We start from the raw sequence: 15,414 nt of genomic DNA on the forward strand, positions 1-15,414 counted from the left end.
ATGTAGAAAAGAGGAAGGGTAGGGAGCATCCTGCCGGCTCCCTCGTTTGCTCCTGTGTTATTCAATCAATACGCCCCGCGCCCTACCTATGATGCGGGTGGCGCGACTCCATAGCAACTGGAGCTTTTTTCTCTGCAGGGGGCGCACATACAGATCAGGGCTTTTCAGGTAGGAACGCATGGGGATGACGCGAAAGCATACACGTCCTTGACTTACATACCGTTGCGAAAACGTCGGAATGACCGAAATTTGCTCGAGTGAAACCTGATTCCTCTCATCTTTTTCGACGGTAAATCGCAGGATTGCTCCGCACTGGGATTGATCAAACGAGAGCATTTTCTCTGATGTAAAATTGCCCAAAGAATACGCGACTAGTGTTTGTCTCTTTGTCCCGTGAGGAGTCATGATACTCGGGGTGACAACAGGCTGCAGAACATGTGGGTGAGCCCCGAGGATGACATCAGCACCGTTGTCGAGCAGGCTTTGTACGAGCTGCCGCTGGCGCGTCGTCGGTGTATAGCGGAATTCAATCCCAAAATGAAGGGAGATGATCACAACATCGACGTGAGGACGAACTTTTCTCAGGTCGGATAATATTGTGTCAAGATGAAGCAGTCGGACGATCCATGGTGTATGAGCGGGGATCACCTGCTTGTTTGTCCCGTAGGTGTAAGCAAGCAGGGCGATGCGAATGCCGTTTACCTCCTTGATCAGGTAGGTATTTGCCTCCTCAAGGCTTCGATAGGTTCCGGTATGGGCAAGCTTGTATCGATCCAAAACATCAAGGGTTCGGCATAGTCCGGTTACTCCGCCATCCAGACAGTGATTATTCACTGTAGTCAATACGTCAAATCCAGATGCTTTCAAGTCCCGAGCCAATTCATCTGGACAGTTGAAGCGAGGGTAACCGGTTCGTGCCGAACCGATTTGATAGGGCTGTGTTTTCCCGGAAAAAGTGGTTTCTAAATTGCCTATTGTGAGATCTGCCGCTGAGAGAATCGGTGTCACGGGGTGAAACATATCTGTAAAAGTGAATTGATCTGTACCAGGCAGTCTGGCAGTTGCCACCTGCTCTTTCCACATCAGGATGTCGCCTACAGCGGCGATGGTGGCCTTCTTTTTCATGCGCTTCACCTCCCCTCCTACTCTATTCCAGAAGTCGTCCGTCTGATTTGGATAGTAGCGGAACGTTTTCATAGATAATGGTCTATACAGGCTGTCTATGTCGTTCATACAATAGGAAAGCTGATCGAGAGAAGAAGAACGAGGCAAAGGGGTGATACCCGTGAAAAAGAAGAGAAGAGCTGTAGCACCTGTAAAGACGCTGATTCTCGACAAGCCAGTTATTGCTGTGACGGGAAGCGCAGGGAAGACCACGACAAAAGAAATGATCTACACCATCCTGAATCTGCGCATGCCCACATATAAATCGATGTACAACAAGAACTTCCTGGGAAATACAAGAGCGCATACCAAAAGAATTCGGGACGAGCACAAGGCCGTTGTGCTTGAGTATGGAATTTATCGAAGCGGTCATTTGCGACAGCACTGCAAAATCATCCAGCCGTCGATGGGAGTCATCACGAATATTGGCACGGCTCATATCGGAAATTTTGGCGGAGATGCCAGACGGCTGGCATTAGCAAAAACGGAGTTAATTCGCCATATGAAACCCACGGGAACCATTTTTCTGAATTGGGATTGTCCTTATTCTCGCGAGTTTATTCAACAGCCTTACCTAGGGTCGTTCACGGGAAAAATCGTGACATTTGGCAAGGAGCAGGAGGCGGACTATAAGGCGGGGCGAACGAAAATAGAAGGCAATGGGTTTCGATTCGAATGTTCTTTGCGTGGAGAAAAGGAGTCATTTTTTGTTCCTATTCCTGGCGAGCATAATTTATACAACGCATTGGCTGCTATCGCAGTTGCACATACGATGGGGATTCCCGTCGATGACATTCGTCGCGGGTTGAGTCAGTTTCGCGGACAGCGAAAACGCCTTACCAGCTATCGGCTCGCGAATAACATTCAGGTGCTGGATGATACCTTTAGCTCGAATCCGGATGCGGCCAAGGCAGCGATTGATGTGTTAAGTCAAGTCGGGCATACCACAAAGATCGCCGTTCTCGCCAGTATGCTGGAAATGGGCAAATACGATGTGAAAGGTCACGAGGATGTCGGGAAATATTTGAGTCAAAAAAATGTAGACTACTTGTATACGCTGGGAAGTAGTGCCAGGTATATTGCAAGAGCAGCGATTCGCTCCGGATTTCCGGCAAATCGGGTGAGGCATTGCTTAAGTAAGGCAGGCCTGCATCGGCGTCTAGCAAAACAGCTGCAGCCAAATACAGCCTTTCTCGTAAAAGGATCAAATCGGTTGAAAATGGGAGAGACTGTACAATTTTTGTGCAGGGTAACTGCGAAGCAAAGCACTGGAAAAAGATAAAAAGAGTGGGGACGCCTGCGGATTTATAAACAGGCTATTGCGGAAAAAATAGGTGAATGACGGCGGGCAAACGCACATACCATCTGTGCGTTTGCTGCATTTCCTATAGGGAGACTAGTAGGAGGTGACACGTCATGTCATATCAATTTCCCCCTGGCGGCCGAGATGGTTCCCCAGGTTTTCCAGGCTCCCCCGGATCACCGGGAGGATTTCCCCCTCCACCACCAGGTCCTCCACCGAGCAGGACGCCAAGTGCACCGGGAGCAAGAGGCTATGGCGGAACACGCCGGATTGATGCTGGCGGATTCTATCCCTGTTTATATCGTTACACGTACGTGTGGTTGCGAAATGGTCGTTCTTTTTGGTTTTACCCCGTCTATGTCAGTCGTCACTCTGTAACCGGCTATCGCTGGAGAGGGTATCGATGGGAGTATTACGGGACAGACTTGGATCGAATCGCTTATTTTACATGTTAATTCCATTCACGAGCAAAAAGGCCATTCCCTGAGAGGATGGCCTTTTTATTTTGGAGGACTTATTTTATGGAGAGTGAGAAATCCTTGTGATCATGAATGTCTCCTTTTTCCACATGGACCTTCACTGTATAATCCCCCGCAGCAGGGAATTGTGCGCTGGCTTCATACTGGCCTGCCGCAGTTTCCGTTGCATCAACAAAGCTGTGCTTCTCGTCATTTCCCAGCCAGAACTCGAATTTGACTGTCGCTTTGTCCAACGCTTTGTTGTCTTTCATCAGATGAACAGTGAGAGCAGATGGTGTTGCGACTTGAATATTGTCGGCTGGAGAGAAATGATAATCAACGGTCTCAACATTCGCGTGACCTGCTGCCCCATGATCGTGTGACTGACCTGCGTCAGCTTGAGGGGAAGATGGCGTCGCCCCAGTCTTGCTGTTTACGGTAAACGGGGTCTTCTGCATGTTGTGGAAATCTCGTGCTGTTACATGGTAGTAGACAAAATAAGAGCCTGGCTCGTTAATGGTTTGTTGGGCCGTGTAGACACCGTCTCCTTGCAGAGAAGCCGGGATCGTTTCATGCTTTTCTTGCCCATCTTTCCACCATTCGAATTTTACTTCCTTGGCATCATCCACGGGTTGGCCATCGTGTGTGACTTTAACGGAGAAGGTAACTGTGTCGCCCGCTACGAGCTCCTTTGGTTCCAATGTAAAGGCAGCCTTAACGGGAGCTCCGGGTTGAAAAGCTTGTTGCTCGTTTTCTTTTCCACAAGCGGCCAAAAGGAGCATAAGCATGGATAAGAGCAAAATCATCGTACGTTTCATGTTGGATTACCCCTCCTTTTTCAATTTCAACAATTCCTGATAAATTTGTTCGGGATCGAAGTCGTCGCCCATGCCAAATTTTTGAATGACGGTATTGTTATCATCCACGAGATACGTACTCGATGTATGAGAGATAAACCCATCATCCATCTTATTGGCAAAAAAGCCGAGCGAATTTGTAACCGTTTTGATCGTTTCGTCATCACCCCGAAGCAAGGTCCAGCCTTGTTCTTGAATCCCCAACTGCTTGGCATAGTAGCGCATGACATCAGGGGTGTCGTTTTGCGGATCAATCGTGATGGTCAAAAACTCAACGTCTTGCCCCATCAGGTTTGCTTCGAGCAAACGCTTTTGCAGTTGAACCATTTTTACCGTTGTCGTGGGACAAATATCCGGGCAACGGGTATAAATCAGCTCCACCAAGCGAAATGTTTTCTTTTGCGGTGCTAGCGAATAGGATTGTCCATCGATAGTTTGCAGAGTCACATCATCAGGCAATTTCGCCTGGGCGTTTTTGGGCCCGAACCAAACCCAAGAAGCGACAAGAGCAACAAGGACAAGGACGGGTAACAACAAGAGCAACCGTCTGATTCGGATAGCGGTAGCAGGGGCGATATTCACGTGTGTGTAACGCCTCCTTTCTGATTCTTTTGGCTATGGCGTTATGAGGCCGTCCTCTTCCTGATTCTTTTCTTTTCGATACCAGGTAGAGAAAATGTAAGCCAGGACGACTCCGTACGTCAGCTCCTGCATGAGCTTCATCACGATTCCACCCAGCCGTTGATCGTCCAGAGGGAGCAGTGGAACGGCAAACATCGATTTATCGATCGGCGTGGAAAAGAATGGAGCGCAGAGCATGGAAGGACCGTCTACATATGTTGCATACAAAGGTGTTGCTGAAAAAATAATCAGTGCGCATGCAGGCGTAATCAAAACGCCGTTCGCAAAAATGTAGGCAAGCTTTTGCAGTTCCGACAGACGGTGAATTTCCGGTATCGGTGCGACAACAGGCATCCACATCAAAATTGCAGTCACCAAAAGCAGTAAATGAATCAAATTATGCAGGGCCAGGTTGTTCATTGCCAGGTCTAAAATAACAGGCATATGGTAAAACGAGAACAGGGCATTAAACATGAGAATAGCAGGTATCGGGTGACTCGCTATGCGCATGAAAAGCTTGAGCCCCCGGCGATAAAACAGGGAACGGATCAACCATGACGGGGTCCCTGCCAAGAGCAGCAAGGGCATGACAAGATAAAGCAACGATTGCTGCAACATATGGGCACTAAACAAAAAATGCCCGGCTACGTTCAAGGGACTCCCCATACTAAAGTAAAAACCAAGTAAGCCGAGCGTGAAAAAAGTCTTTTGCTTGCGTGTGACAGGTGTGGAGTCTTGAAAAGTTTGGCGTAATGGTCCGGTTAGTGAAAAATAAGCCAGACCGATCAAGAAAGTCAAAAGAATCAGCTCTGGATTCCATGTCGCCCGAAAGCCAAAGGTTTCAGTGAAATAAGTGAGGGTCATGCGATTACCTCCGTTTTCAAGGATTATCCCCAGTACTCATTATAGGCAAATAACTGGAAAAGCCTAATGACTCGTTCGGGCTATTTCTTCCACGGGAACGGAATTCTTCACATATTTGTCACGTATGTCCAATATGAAAAGAGCCTCCCGCAAATCAAGGGAGGCTGCTATCGTTATGATTTTTTCTGTTCTTCCAACCAAGCTTTCCATTCGCTTGCTTCGCGTCCACCGACGAGTCGAGCTACTTCCTTGCCGCCCTTGTAATGAACGAGGGTCGGGGTAAACTCGATCTGATAATCCTGGTAGCTGGCATTGAATTCGAGCAGGTTGTGCTTTTTCATGTCGATATCCAGGCTTTTGACAATCGGCACCAAGACAGGCGTAGTTGCTTTGCAGTGCACGCAGAGTGGACTGTAGAAGTATACAAACATGTCTTCCTGATTATCGAGCTTGGCTTTGAGCTCGTCAGGCATAATGAGATTATCGTACAGAGGGTCACTCAATTGTTCGATAGTAGCCGGGTTCAAATTGGCTTTGCCGTATGGGTTTCCTTCCGCGAGCTGACGGTTCGAAATGTCAGCGTACACGATCGCACCGATCAGGAGCGCAGCCACAAGGATGGATAGAAAGATGACTTTCTTCATGAATCATTTCTCCTTTGCATTTTTCATTACGATGACAAGCAGGATGCTGATCAAGGTGAAGGCAATGAGAGCAAGGAACGGAATCGTGATAAATCCTAGCCAGTTAATATAGTCCGTGTTGCATGGCACAATGCCGCAAGCGCTGCCCAGATCTTGCAGGGCAGGTATTTTTTGAATCGAGTAATGATACAGCGATGTGAGTCCTCCGATAATGGAGAGAATCAAGGCGTACGACGCGATCTTGTCATCTTTCTTCGCGGAGGCAACCCCGAGCAAGATGACGAGCGGGTACATCAAGATTCGCTGGTACCAACACAGGTCACACGGTATGTACTTTAACACCTCTGAAAAAAACAAACTGCCTCCTGTTGCGATGAGGGAGACTCCCCATGCGGCAAACATGGCTTGTTCCACGATTTGCTGACGTTTCATATAAACACCTCGTCCATATCTTAACATATTACAAATCGAAAGTAGATTATAAAAAGTAATAATTTATTGAACGAATAGGCTTGTCTCCTGCACCAGACTGGATGCACTACCCGATGCGCTTGCAGCAGGTAGGAACCAGTGCGAAAGCTCCCAGTTTTCCCGAGCATGATCAGTAGACCCGTACTTGTGGAGAGGATTGCCTATCCCGAATCGGTACGAACATGGTTTGAAGAGAAGGCCATTCGACGAGCATGACGCCTCGCCAGTATCCCGCGCCACCATCAATGCCGATCATATTGTCTCTGCGCCAAGGACCGTTGCCTGCGTATTGAGGCAATCCTGGAACAGGGGTATGGCCAAAGATGACAGGGAGGTCTCCATCATAATAAAGGTAGAAAGGCTCGCGAATCCATAGTAAATCTTGCGGATTTTGTTCCTGCAAGGGGATGCCGGGTCGAATGCCTGCGTGTACCAAAAGTGCGGCTGGAGCTCCTGTTCGCGGATCGGCTGGCAGCTCAATATACAAAGGAAGAGACGACAAGGCTGGCAAAATTGTTGGATAGCGAGAAAGGATGAATTGCCGGGCTTCTTCTTGCTCCTCCAAAGAAGGCATCCGATTAAGAAAAGCTCGCCGAAGCGGGTGATTTCTTAAGAAAGATCGAATGGTGGCATCACCGCCGTTGTAGCGCAGGTATAACTCCGGATTGCCGTTGCCGGATAGCCAATCTGCAAGCATTTGCTCGTGGTTGCCTTTTAAGAGATAGACTTGGTTCGGATACGCCTGCCGAAGAGCGAGTAAATCGAGCAATACTTCCTTTGATTCAGGTCCTCGATCGATCATGTCCCCCAATACGAACAGATGATCACCAGCTTGGGGGGAGAAGGAAACGTCCCGCAGCGCCTTTTGAAAAGCCTGATTCTGACCATGTATGTCCGAGACCAAATAAGTAGCCAAACAAAATCACCCTCCTCGATAACCCGTTATGCCTTTTAGTAGGATATGTTTGTGCAAAGTAGAGGGTGAAAGGGTGTGTCTCTTTCTCCGGCGTATAAATGGGTGCACATCTTTTGTGAATGGGAATAGAGATGCAGAATGAATCAAATACCCATACGGTGGGAGGATCAAACGACAGATGGCTACTTCCTATCGAGACTATACATCGCCGAATACTCAGTTCACGTACGATATGAGAAATAATCTGTTTTTTAAAAAGGACGATCGGAATTTTATCGATGCCTTGGGGATTGCACAATTAAATACATTGGGAAACAGCTCGCTGCTGGATATTTTCCTGACAACCGGAAATGTTGTCGAGCCACATATTCATCAAAATGCGGCTGAGCTGGTGTATTGCATCGCTGGTGAGGCCATTGTGTCCCTGATTAATCCTTTTACGAATCAATTGCTCAACTACCATGTTAAACCGAGACAAGTTGCCAATATCCCGCAGGGCTGGTGGCATTATGAAATGGCTTTGACAGACGATACGCATCTACTGGCTATTTTTGATGCGCCTGTTCCTGAGGTGATCTTTGGCTCCGATATTTTGCGTCTGACTCCTGCGAGTGTGTGGGCACATACGTATTGTTTAGGCGAAGCAAAGGTAAAAGAAACATTTGCGCCTATTACCAAAACAGTTGTGATTGGCCCGCCAGCAGGATGTCAGCAACAGGGGCAGATGCCAGATCGAGCTGCTACAAGCCAGTACCCGTACTATGGCTATTCGAGTCAGTTGCCTGATAGTTACGGTTATTACGATGCCAACTATGTGCAGCAGGGTGGGTATGGACAACACCCAGTCTATCAACAGCCGACTGGTTATTTGCAATATGGTACGGACACTTACCATACCGGATATCCGCCACAACCCATTTATCCATCCTATTGAAGTGAAAGATCGTATCCTGATGGGCAGGTCTCCCAAATCCGGCATTCTTCTATTACAATCAGGAGAAGTACATTTTCAAAGAAGAAGGGGAGACCATGATGGATCATCTGGCATACTGGTTGCGGACATCTTCCTTTACCGTTGTATTCACCGGAGCAGGCATGTCGACGGAGAGTGGCTTGCCTGATTTTCGCTCGCAGTCTGGACTATGGCGCGGCAAAGATCCGATGCAACTCGCGAGTACACGCGCGATGATGGAAAATCGGGAAGCATTTGTAGAGTTTTATCAGATGCGCATTCAAGGACTGTTGTCTTGCAAGCCACACGCCGGACACGAATGGTTAGCAGAGTGGGAGCGTCGTGGATTGGTTCATGGGATCATTACACAAAATGTAGATGGCTTTCATCAAGAGGCGGGAAGCTTGGCTGTAGCCGAACTCCATGGCTCTCTTGCGAAAATCCGCTGTCTAGCCTGTGGGACCGAGTATGCACATACACGTTATCTGGAGGATCAAGGGACGATTTGCGCATGCGGAGGATTTTTGCGTCCAGGTGTTGTCCTGTTTGGCGAATCATTGCCGCAATCGCAAGTCGATCAGGCCATCTCGTGGACGGAACAAGCCGATTTGTTCATCGTATTAGGCTCTTCACTTACTGTGAGTCCAGCCAATTGGTTTCCGCAGCATGCAAAAGAAAGAGGAGCCAAACTGGTCATTGTCAATCAGGAACCAACCCCATTGGATGCGTGGGCAGATGAGGTCATCCAAAAGGAGCGGATCGGCGACGTACTGCAAAGAATAGGACAGTCGTTAGGAGAATAAAAGCAGGCGTGCTCGATGGAAAGAGTACGCCTCTTCTGTTTGGGCCGGTTGACCTGCCTGATTGCTGGTGACGCTTCCTATTTTATTTTTGTACATGCGCCAATATTACTTACTATTCAATATTTTACCATTAATGAGATACTATTCCAATATTTGCTCCATCCAGTTGAATCACCCTAGAGCTTGCGCGAAAAACATGATACCATCGAGTGTAAGATTCATATGGCTTCTCGATAAGCAAATAGAAAAGTACAGGTGACGTTCATGCAAATATTATCAGTAGAAAACCTCTCCAAAGGCTATGGAGAAAAAGTATTGTTCGATAACATTTCCTTCCATATTGCAGAGCAAGAGCGCATTGGTCTGATCGGGGTAAATGGGACGGGAAAATCCTCGCTCTTAAAAATCGTGGCGGGCTTGGATACAGCGGATAGCGGGAAAATTGTTCACGCGAATCATTTTCACGTGGAGTATTTGCCGCAAAATCCCGATTTTGACGAAAACTCCACGGTACTGGAACAAGTATTTTACGGTGATTCTCCGCTCATTCAGCTTTTGCGTGATTATGAAACAGCGCTAGAGGCTGTTCAGGAATCGCCTGACGACGAGAAAAAGCAGGCGCGATTGTTTGCTGTTCAAAACAGGATGGATGCGGCTGATGCGTGGGAGAGCAACACGCAAGCCAAAATGATCCTGACCAAGCTTGGCCTACACAATTTTTCGCAAAAGGTAGGAGAGCTCTCAGGTGGACAAAAAAAGCGGGTAGCAATGGCACGTGCTTTGATCCAACCAGCAGATCTGCTCATTTTGGATGAGCCTACGAACCATATTGACAATGAGACAGTCGAGTGGCTGGAAGAGTATTTGTCCCGCTACAAGGGCGCTTTGCTGCTCGTCACCCATGATCGTTACTTCCTGGACCGCGTGACGAACCGCACGTTTGAGCTGGATCGCGGCAAACTCTACAGCTATGAAGGCAACTACGCGATGTTCCTGGAGAAAAAGGCGGATCGTGAAGAAAACGAAGCGGCTGTAGAGAGCAAGCGGCAAAATCTGCTTCGACGCGAGCTGGCATGGCTGCGTCGCGGTGCAAAAGCACGGACGACTAAACAAAAGGCACGTGTGCAACGGGCTGAGGAGTTGCGAGATAAAGTCGTAGATGGACCTGCTGCCAAGATGGAGATGGCACTCGGGGCCAGCCGTCTTGGCAAAAAGGTGATCGAGCTTACAAACATCCATAAAGCGTACGGTGAGCGAAAACTGATCAACGATTTCAGCTACATTGTCCTGCCGGGTGATCGAGTGGGGATTATCGGGCCAAACGGAAGCGGAAAAACGACGCTCTTGAACATGCTCGCAGGAAGAATTCAACCGGATAGCGGTTCATTGGAAATTGGGACGACCGTTAAAATCGCCTACTACACGCAGGATAACGTCGAGATGGACGAAAAGCTGCGCGTCATCGAATATGTAAAGGAAGCCGCAGAGGTTATTCAGACGAGCAACGGAGAGTCGATCACGGCCTCGCAAATGCTGGAGCGGTTCCTGTTCTCGCCGCATATGCAATGGACACCGATTTCCCGTCTGTCTGGGGGAGAGCGGAGACGTCTGTATCTGCTTCGTACGCTCATGGGAGAGCCAAATGTGCTGTTTTTAGATGAGCCTACGAATGATTTGGATATTCAAACGCTCAGTATTTTGGAGGATTATCTCGAGCAGTTCCCTGGCGCAGTCATCACGGTATCGCATGACCGGTATTTCCTTGATCGTACCGTAGATCATTTGTTTGCTTTTGAGGGGCAAGGAAACATCCGTCACTACTACGGCAACTACTCCGAGTACCTGGAAGAAAGACGCCAGGAAAAAGCAACACAGGTGCAAGAAGCGGATCAACAGGCAGAAAAGGCGCAAAGCAACAGCGGGGCTAATCGCGGCAACAACCGCACACGCAAACTGTCTTACAAGGATCAGAAGGAATGGGATGCGATTGAAGGCAAGATCGCGGCTTTGGAAGAGCGCAGCGTCAAGCTGAAGCAAGAGATTGCAGCGTCAGGCAGCGATTACGGCAAAATTGAAAAGCTCTACGCAGAAGAACAGCAAGTGGCGGCAGAGCTCGAAGCCACCATTGAGCGTTGGGCGGAATTATCTGCACTGGTAGAGGAATTGGAGCAAGGGAAATAATTAGTGACGTAGCCAGTAATTGAGGGCTGGGAATGCGACGCATCCACCTGTAGACTAGAGTAGATTACTAGAGTAGAGGAGTCGCTGTCGTTGCCTGCCTATAAGTTAGACCCGGAATGGGTTATGTCTTACCTAGAGCTGCAAGAACATCAGCTCTCTTCCGAAATGCATCCAGAGGATAAAGAAGTGATCATGAACAAGATCAGGGAAATGACGTTATCGATCATGTACAAGCAAGCGAGAAGATTTCTTGTATACTTGGAATCGGATGAAACGGAAGCAGATAGAACGAAAAAGACTCATCTTATGTAAAGAAGACCCGCCTTGGATAAAAAAGAGGCGGGTTTTTTCATGTTTATGTTTATTGCTGTCTGATTCGAACGGGCGTACCAATGGGCACGATTTTTGCCAGAGCATTCACGTCCTCATTGTACATGCGAATACAGCCGTGAGATACATACTTGCCGATAGAGGAAGGATTGTTCGTGCCGTGAATGCCGTAGTGTGGCTTGCTCAGTCCCATCCAGATGGTGCCGAATACACTTAAAGGACCTCCTGGATAGGAGTTCGGATAGGGGACTTTGTTGATGATGGTAAAATCCCCTCGTGGTGTCGATGTGGCAATTTTGCCCAAGGCAACAGGATAAGAGCGGATGAGTTGGTTCCCATCGAATAGATCGAGACGTAACCTCGCAATCGAGATGCGGATGTTGTAGGACGGCAGCTTCTTCACCTCCCAGCACAAACGATACGAAATGCCGCTCTTACCATCTTATGAAAACCAACGGAACCGGTACCTTTTCTCTCGTGATTAATGTAGCTTGAAATCTAACGAAAACGTATCCGGATAGCGCAGACCGTCACGATAGAACAAGGTTCGCACCCAGACGTACATCCGTAAAGGAATGGAAGGAAAGACGATGGCGAGCTTTCCTTCCTCCAAGACAGGCAAATCGAGTGGGGATTGAATTTCATAGGGGACACCTTCTTGATCAAGCAACGTTTTGTAATGTTGGGCCTCGCTCCAGCTAACAGGATAATAAAATGATTTCTCCATCCAATTCCAACACCTTTCCAGGTTTCACTGCTTCCCATTGTATGTAAAACATTTGAGATAAAAAAAGAAACAAACGCCACAGGCATTGAAAAATAGGCAGTCCAATTATGTTTGTAAAGTGTCGACTGGGCAAAAAACGTCATGATTTTCCCAGAAAATGCGTGTAAAGTGGAAGTAAGCACAAACTGGAGGGACAAGGGAATGAAGCAGACGCACTTGCACTTTAACATGCAAATAGGCAGAAAAAAGCCAGTGAGTGTAAACAACACAGAAACGGCCTGTCCCTTTTGTGATCGAAACAGTCTCACCGATGTTTTGGAGCAGCGGGGCTCCATGATTTGGCTCATGAACAAATTCCCTGTTCTGGAGGATACACATCAAACTGTTTTGATTGAGTCGGATGAATGCCAAGGGGATTGGTCTGTTTACTCCAAAGAACATGTACGTGCATTGCTGGCATTCGGGGTAGAGAAGTGGCTTGAAATGGAGCAAAGCAAGTCTTATCGTTCCGTTCTGTTTTTCAAAAACCACGGTCCGTATTCCGGAGGGAGCATCCGTCATCCGCACATGCAGATCGTCGGACTAAACGACTACAACTATCTGGATCAAGTAAAAGACAGTGATTTTATGGGCATGATTATCGATCAAGAGGCGGGGGTTGAATGCAATCTGTCTACGCATCCGCGTGCAGGTTTTTTTGAATACAATGTCATTCTATCGGACTTTGATCGATTGCCGAAAATGGCAGACTACTTACAAATTTTAGCACATTGGATACTGACTCATGTCAATCCGCGTAACCAAAGCTACAATTTTTTCTTTTACCATTGGGGAGAAAAGCTGATCGCCAAAGTGGTTCCGAGGTTTGTTACCTCGCCTCTTTACGTAGGCTATTCGATTCCGCAGGTCGCCAATAATTTGGAAGATATGGTCGCCCAATTGCAACGACGATACTTCTAATCATAGAAAGGGTGCTTACGCTATGACGTATACGATCACGGCAAAAAAAACACTCACCTCAGAGGAACTGGCACAGATTAAAGAGCTGGTTGCGATTTGCAATGAACAGGATGGGATTGATCTCAAAGTAAACCCGGGGATGCTGGAAAAGCGTTCAGGAGAGCATGAAGAAGACTTTGTCTGTTATGCGGATGGAAAGCTGGTTGGCTTTTTAGGGCTCTACGTGTTTCATGGCGGTGAGGCAGAAGTGAGCGGTATGGTCCATCCAGCCTACAGAAGAAAAGGCATATTTACAGCGTTGCAAGCACAAGCCGCTGACGCATGCAGACGAAGAGGGATTCCGGCGCAGTTGTTTATCGTTCAGCGAGATTCGGAAAACGGTAAGTCATATATGGAGCGAATCGGCGGGGAATATCAATTCTCGGAATACTGGATGGATTTAGGGGACAAGCAAAGAGCAACGGTTTCTGGAAACGTGCTGCTTCGACCTGAGATCGCCAGTGACTACGAAACATTGATTTGGCTGAACGTCCATGGTTTTCAAATGGAAGAAGAACGCGCAAGGGAAATGGCCGAGAACATGGCGGGTGATCCCAAGGCTACCACGCATTTGATGATAGTCGATGATAAGGCCATTGGCAAAATAAGCGTAAACAAGGATGAGGGCAAGGCGTTTATTTATGGATTTTGTGTCCACCCAGATTACCAAGGGAAAGGATATGGACGCCAGGCATTGGCACAAACAATCGAGATGCTGGTGAAAGAGGGATATCACCACGTATCACTGGAAGTAGCCTGTGAAAACAGCAATGCCTTGGGGTTGTATGAATCATGCGGCTTTTTTGTAAAGTCGGCCAATGATTACTACAAGCTGGCATTGTAGCGCGCAAACTGCTTTTGAACATCTCCCAGGTTGGAAAACGCAATAGCTTCCATGCTACGATAAGAGAGAAGCAAGGAGCGTTGTAAAAAGGAGTGACTCACTATGAAACTGTTGTCCATCGAACCGACGCCCAGTCCAAATGTCATGAAGCTGAATGTCGACGAGCGTTTGCCGGATGGGGTCCAACATGTTTATACAAAAAAAGATGCGAGTAAAGCACCAGAACTCATGAACAAGCTCTTGGAGATCGAAGGGGTAACCTCGATTTTTCATACGGCAGACTTTCTCGCGCTGGAGCGAAAGTCCAATGCAGATTGGCAGCGTATTTTGACTGTCGCCCGCGAGATTTTGCAAGCAGGTGGAGGAGCGGCTGTTCCTGATATGTCTGCGGAGGATGCGGGGGCATTTGGAGAGGCGCAAGTGTATATTCAAATGTTCCGCGGTGTACCGATGCAGGTCAAGGTGACCATGGGGACAGAGCAGATTCGTGCAGCGCTGCCAGAGCGTTTTGGACAGGCAGCCGTGCGGGCGGGATCTGCGTCGCCCAACCTTATCATGGAGCGAAAATGGGTCGAGCATGGCGTGCGCTATGGCGATTTGCGCGAGATTGGCGAGGAGGTCGCATTGGAAGTCGATGCCTCCTATCCAGAGAGCCGTGTGGAAGAAATCGTGCAACAGGCCATGGCGCTTGGTCCCGGGGAAACTCCAGAGCCAATCGTGCGTGAAAAGAAAGTCGTTACGCTGGAGATGCTCGATGATCCAGATTGGCAAAAAAGATATGAAGCGCTGGATCGGATGGAGCCTACCGAAGAGGATTTGCCTGTTTTGGAAAAAGCGCTTCGTGACGGCAAACCGTCGATTCGCAGGCTGGCGGTTGTGTATCTGGGCATGATTGGCGGCGATGATGTTTTCCCGCTGCTGTTTGAAGTGCTCCGAGATGATTCCGTCTCTGTACGACGTACAGCAGGCGATACCTTGTCTGACTTGGGTGACACCCGCGCAATTCTGCCGATGTGTGAGGCGTTGAAGGATAAAAACAAGCTGGTACGCTGGCGTGCTGCTCGCTACTTGTTTGAGGTGGGGGATGAAACCGCCTTGGACGCTTTGCGTGCCGCACAGAACGATCCCGAGTTCGAGGTCAGCTTGCAAGTCCAAATGGCCGTCCAGCGCATTGAAAGCGGCGAGGCGGCTAGCGGTACCGTTTGGCAGCAAATGACTCGCCGAAACGATTAGTCGCTGCTTCCAGTTGAATAAGAGCCCTCTATCAAGCAGGCTGAAGT

18 protein-coding genes are annotated in these 15,414 nt (G+C 48.3%); 9 read left to right on the forward strand and 9 right to left on the reverse strand.

Annotation, left to right across the window (positions count from 1 at the left end; translation table 11 throughout):
- Positions 1 to 57 precede the first annotated feature (57 nt).
- The gene (locus FO446_RS10230; protein WP_229088012.1) at positions 58 to 1,125 is read right to left on the reverse strand and encodes a CapA family protein; all 1,068 of its coding nucleotides are present in this window, start codon (positions 1,123 to 1,125) and stop codon (positions 58 to 60) included.
- Between the two features lie 262 nt (positions 1,126 to 1,387).
- On the opposite strand from FO446_RS10230, the gene FO446_RS10235 reads away from it, so the two are divergent.
- Positions 1,388 to 2,446 carry a UDP-N-acetylmuramoyl-tripeptide--D-alanyl-D-alanine ligase gene (locus FO446_RS10235; RefSeq protein ID WP_237901056.1) on the forward strand — a complete coding sequence of 353 codons (1,059 nt, stop codon included), beginning with the start codon at positions 1,388 to 1,390 and terminating at the stop codon, positions 2,444 to 2,446.
- Positions 2,447 to 2,580: 134 nt separating this feature from the next.
- Positions 2,581 to 2,922 (forward strand): transporter, encoded by a 342-nt coding sequence (locus FO446_RS10240; protein ID WP_221868921.1) that lies wholly within the window; start codon positions 2,581 to 2,583, stop codon positions 2,920 to 2,922.
- Between the two features lie 59 nt (positions 2,923 to 2,981).
- Here FO446_RS10240 and FO446_RS10245 read toward each other — a convergent pair whose 3' ends face one another.
- The 6 genes from FO446_RS10245 to FO446_RS10270 form a co-directional block, all read right to left on the reverse strand.
- Complete coding sequence (locus tag FO446_RS10245) at positions 2,982 to 3,743, reverse strand: FixH family protein (protein ID WP_237900569.1); 762 nt, start codon at positions 3,741 to 3,743, stop codon at positions 2,982 to 2,984.
- A gap of 6 nt (positions 3,744 to 3,749) precedes the next feature.
- Entirely contained in the window at positions 3,750 to 4,364 is a 615-nt protein-coding gene (locus FO446_RS10250; RefSeq protein WP_173611528.1) for an SCO family protein, read from the reverse strand.
- A 33-nt stretch (positions 4,365 to 4,397) separates the two neighbouring features.
- On the reverse strand, positions 4,398 to 5,267 hold the full coding sequence (gene ctaG, locus FO446_RS10255) for a cytochrome c oxidase assembly factor CtaG (RefSeq protein ID WP_173611527.1): 870 nt from the start codon (positions 5,265 to 5,267) through the stop codon (positions 4,398 to 4,400).
- Between the two features lie 173 nt (positions 5,268 to 5,440).
- Positions 5,441 to 5,911 carry a thioredoxin family protein gene (locus FO446_RS10260; protein WP_173611526.1) on the reverse strand — a complete coding sequence of 157 codons (471 nt, stop codon included), beginning with the start codon at positions 5,909 to 5,911 and terminating at the stop codon, positions 5,441 to 5,443.
- Between the two features lie 3 nt (positions 5,912 to 5,914).
- Complete coding sequence (locus FO446_RS10265; protein ID WP_047072664.1) at positions 5,915 to 6,343, reverse strand: disulfide oxidoreductase; 429 nt, start codon at positions 6,341 to 6,343, stop codon at positions 5,915 to 5,917.
- Between the two features lie 169 nt (positions 6,344 to 6,512).
- Positions 6,513 to 7,298: a metallophosphoesterase family protein gene (locus tag FO446_RS10270; protein WP_221868923.1), complete on the reverse strand. Its 786-nt coding sequence runs from the start codon at positions 7,296 to 7,298 to the stop codon at positions 6,513 to 6,515.
- Between the two features lie 178 nt (positions 7,299 to 7,476).
- Between FO446_RS10270 and FO446_RS10275 the strand changes: the two genes are divergently transcribed.
- The 4 genes from FO446_RS10275 (at position 7,477) to FO446_RS10290 (ending at position 11,546) form a co-directional block, all read left to right on the forward strand.
- Complete coding sequence (locus FO446_RS10275) at positions 7,477 to 8,232, forward strand: cupin domain-containing protein (RefSeq protein WP_221868924.1); 756 nt, start codon at positions 7,477 to 7,479, stop codon at positions 8,230 to 8,232.
- 98 nt (positions 8,233 to 8,330) lie between these two features.
- Positions 8,331 to 9,053, forward strand: a complete 723-nt coding sequence (locus tag FO446_RS10280; protein WP_173611645.1) for an NAD-dependent deacylase — start codon at positions 8,331 to 8,333, stop codon at positions 9,051 to 9,053.
- 264 nt (positions 9,054 to 9,317) lie between these two features.
- On the forward strand, positions 9,318 to 11,234 hold the full coding sequence (locus FO446_RS10285) for an ABC transporter ATP-binding protein (protein ID WP_221868925.1): 1,917 nt from the start codon (positions 9,318 to 9,320) through the stop codon (positions 11,232 to 11,234).
- A 90-nt stretch (positions 11,235 to 11,324) separates the two neighbouring features.
- Positions 11,325 to 11,546 carry a hypothetical protein gene (locus tag FO446_RS10290; RefSeq protein ID WP_056490961.1) on the forward strand — a complete coding sequence of 74 codons (222 nt, stop codon included), beginning with the start codon at positions 11,325 to 11,327 and terminating at the stop codon, positions 11,544 to 11,546.
- A 49-nt stretch (positions 11,547 to 11,595) separates the two neighbouring features.
- Here the strand turns inward: FO446_RS10290 and FO446_RS10295 are convergent, their stop codons facing one another.
- Both FO446_RS10295 and FO446_RS10300 read right to left on the reverse strand, forming a co-directional pair.
- On the reverse strand, positions 11,596 to 11,967 hold the full coding sequence (locus tag FO446_RS10295; protein WP_056491162.1) for a L,D-transpeptidase: 372 nt from the start codon (positions 11,965 to 11,967) through the stop codon (positions 11,596 to 11,598).
- 78 nt (positions 11,968 to 12,045) lie between these two features.
- On the reverse strand, positions 12,046 to 12,291 hold the full coding sequence (locus FO446_RS10300) for a hypothetical protein (RefSeq protein WP_007727802.1): 246 nt from the start codon (positions 12,289 to 12,291) through the stop codon (positions 12,046 to 12,048).
- 201 nt (positions 12,292 to 12,492) lie between these two features.
- On the opposite strand from FO446_RS10300, the gene FO446_RS10305 reads away from it, so the two are divergent.
- From FO446_RS10305 to FO446_RS10315, 3 genes are all read left to right on the forward strand, one after another.
- Positions 12,493 to 13,251: a DUF4931 domain-containing protein gene (locus tag FO446_RS10305; protein WP_173611522.1), complete on the forward strand. Its 759-nt coding sequence runs from the start codon at positions 12,493 to 12,495 to the stop codon at positions 13,249 to 13,251.
- Positions 13,252 to 13,273: 22 nt separating this feature from the next.
- Positions 13,274 to 14,134, forward strand: coding sequence for a GNAT family N-acetyltransferase (locus FO446_RS10310; RefSeq protein ID WP_237900571.1), 861 nt, complete (start codon positions 13,274 to 13,276; stop codon positions 14,132 to 14,134).
- Between the two features lie 102 nt (positions 14,135 to 14,236).
- A complete protein-coding gene (locus FO446_RS10315; RefSeq protein ID WP_237900573.1) occupies positions 14,237 to 15,367 on the forward strand; it encodes a virulence factor in 1,131 nt (376 codons plus the stop codon).
- Positions 15,368 to 15,414: the final 47 nt, after the last annotated feature.

Source organism: Brevibacillus brevis (assembly GCF_022026395.1).
In the GTDB taxonomy this organism is placed as follows: Bacteria; Bacillota; Bacilli; order Brevibacillales; family Brevibacillaceae; genus Brevibacillus.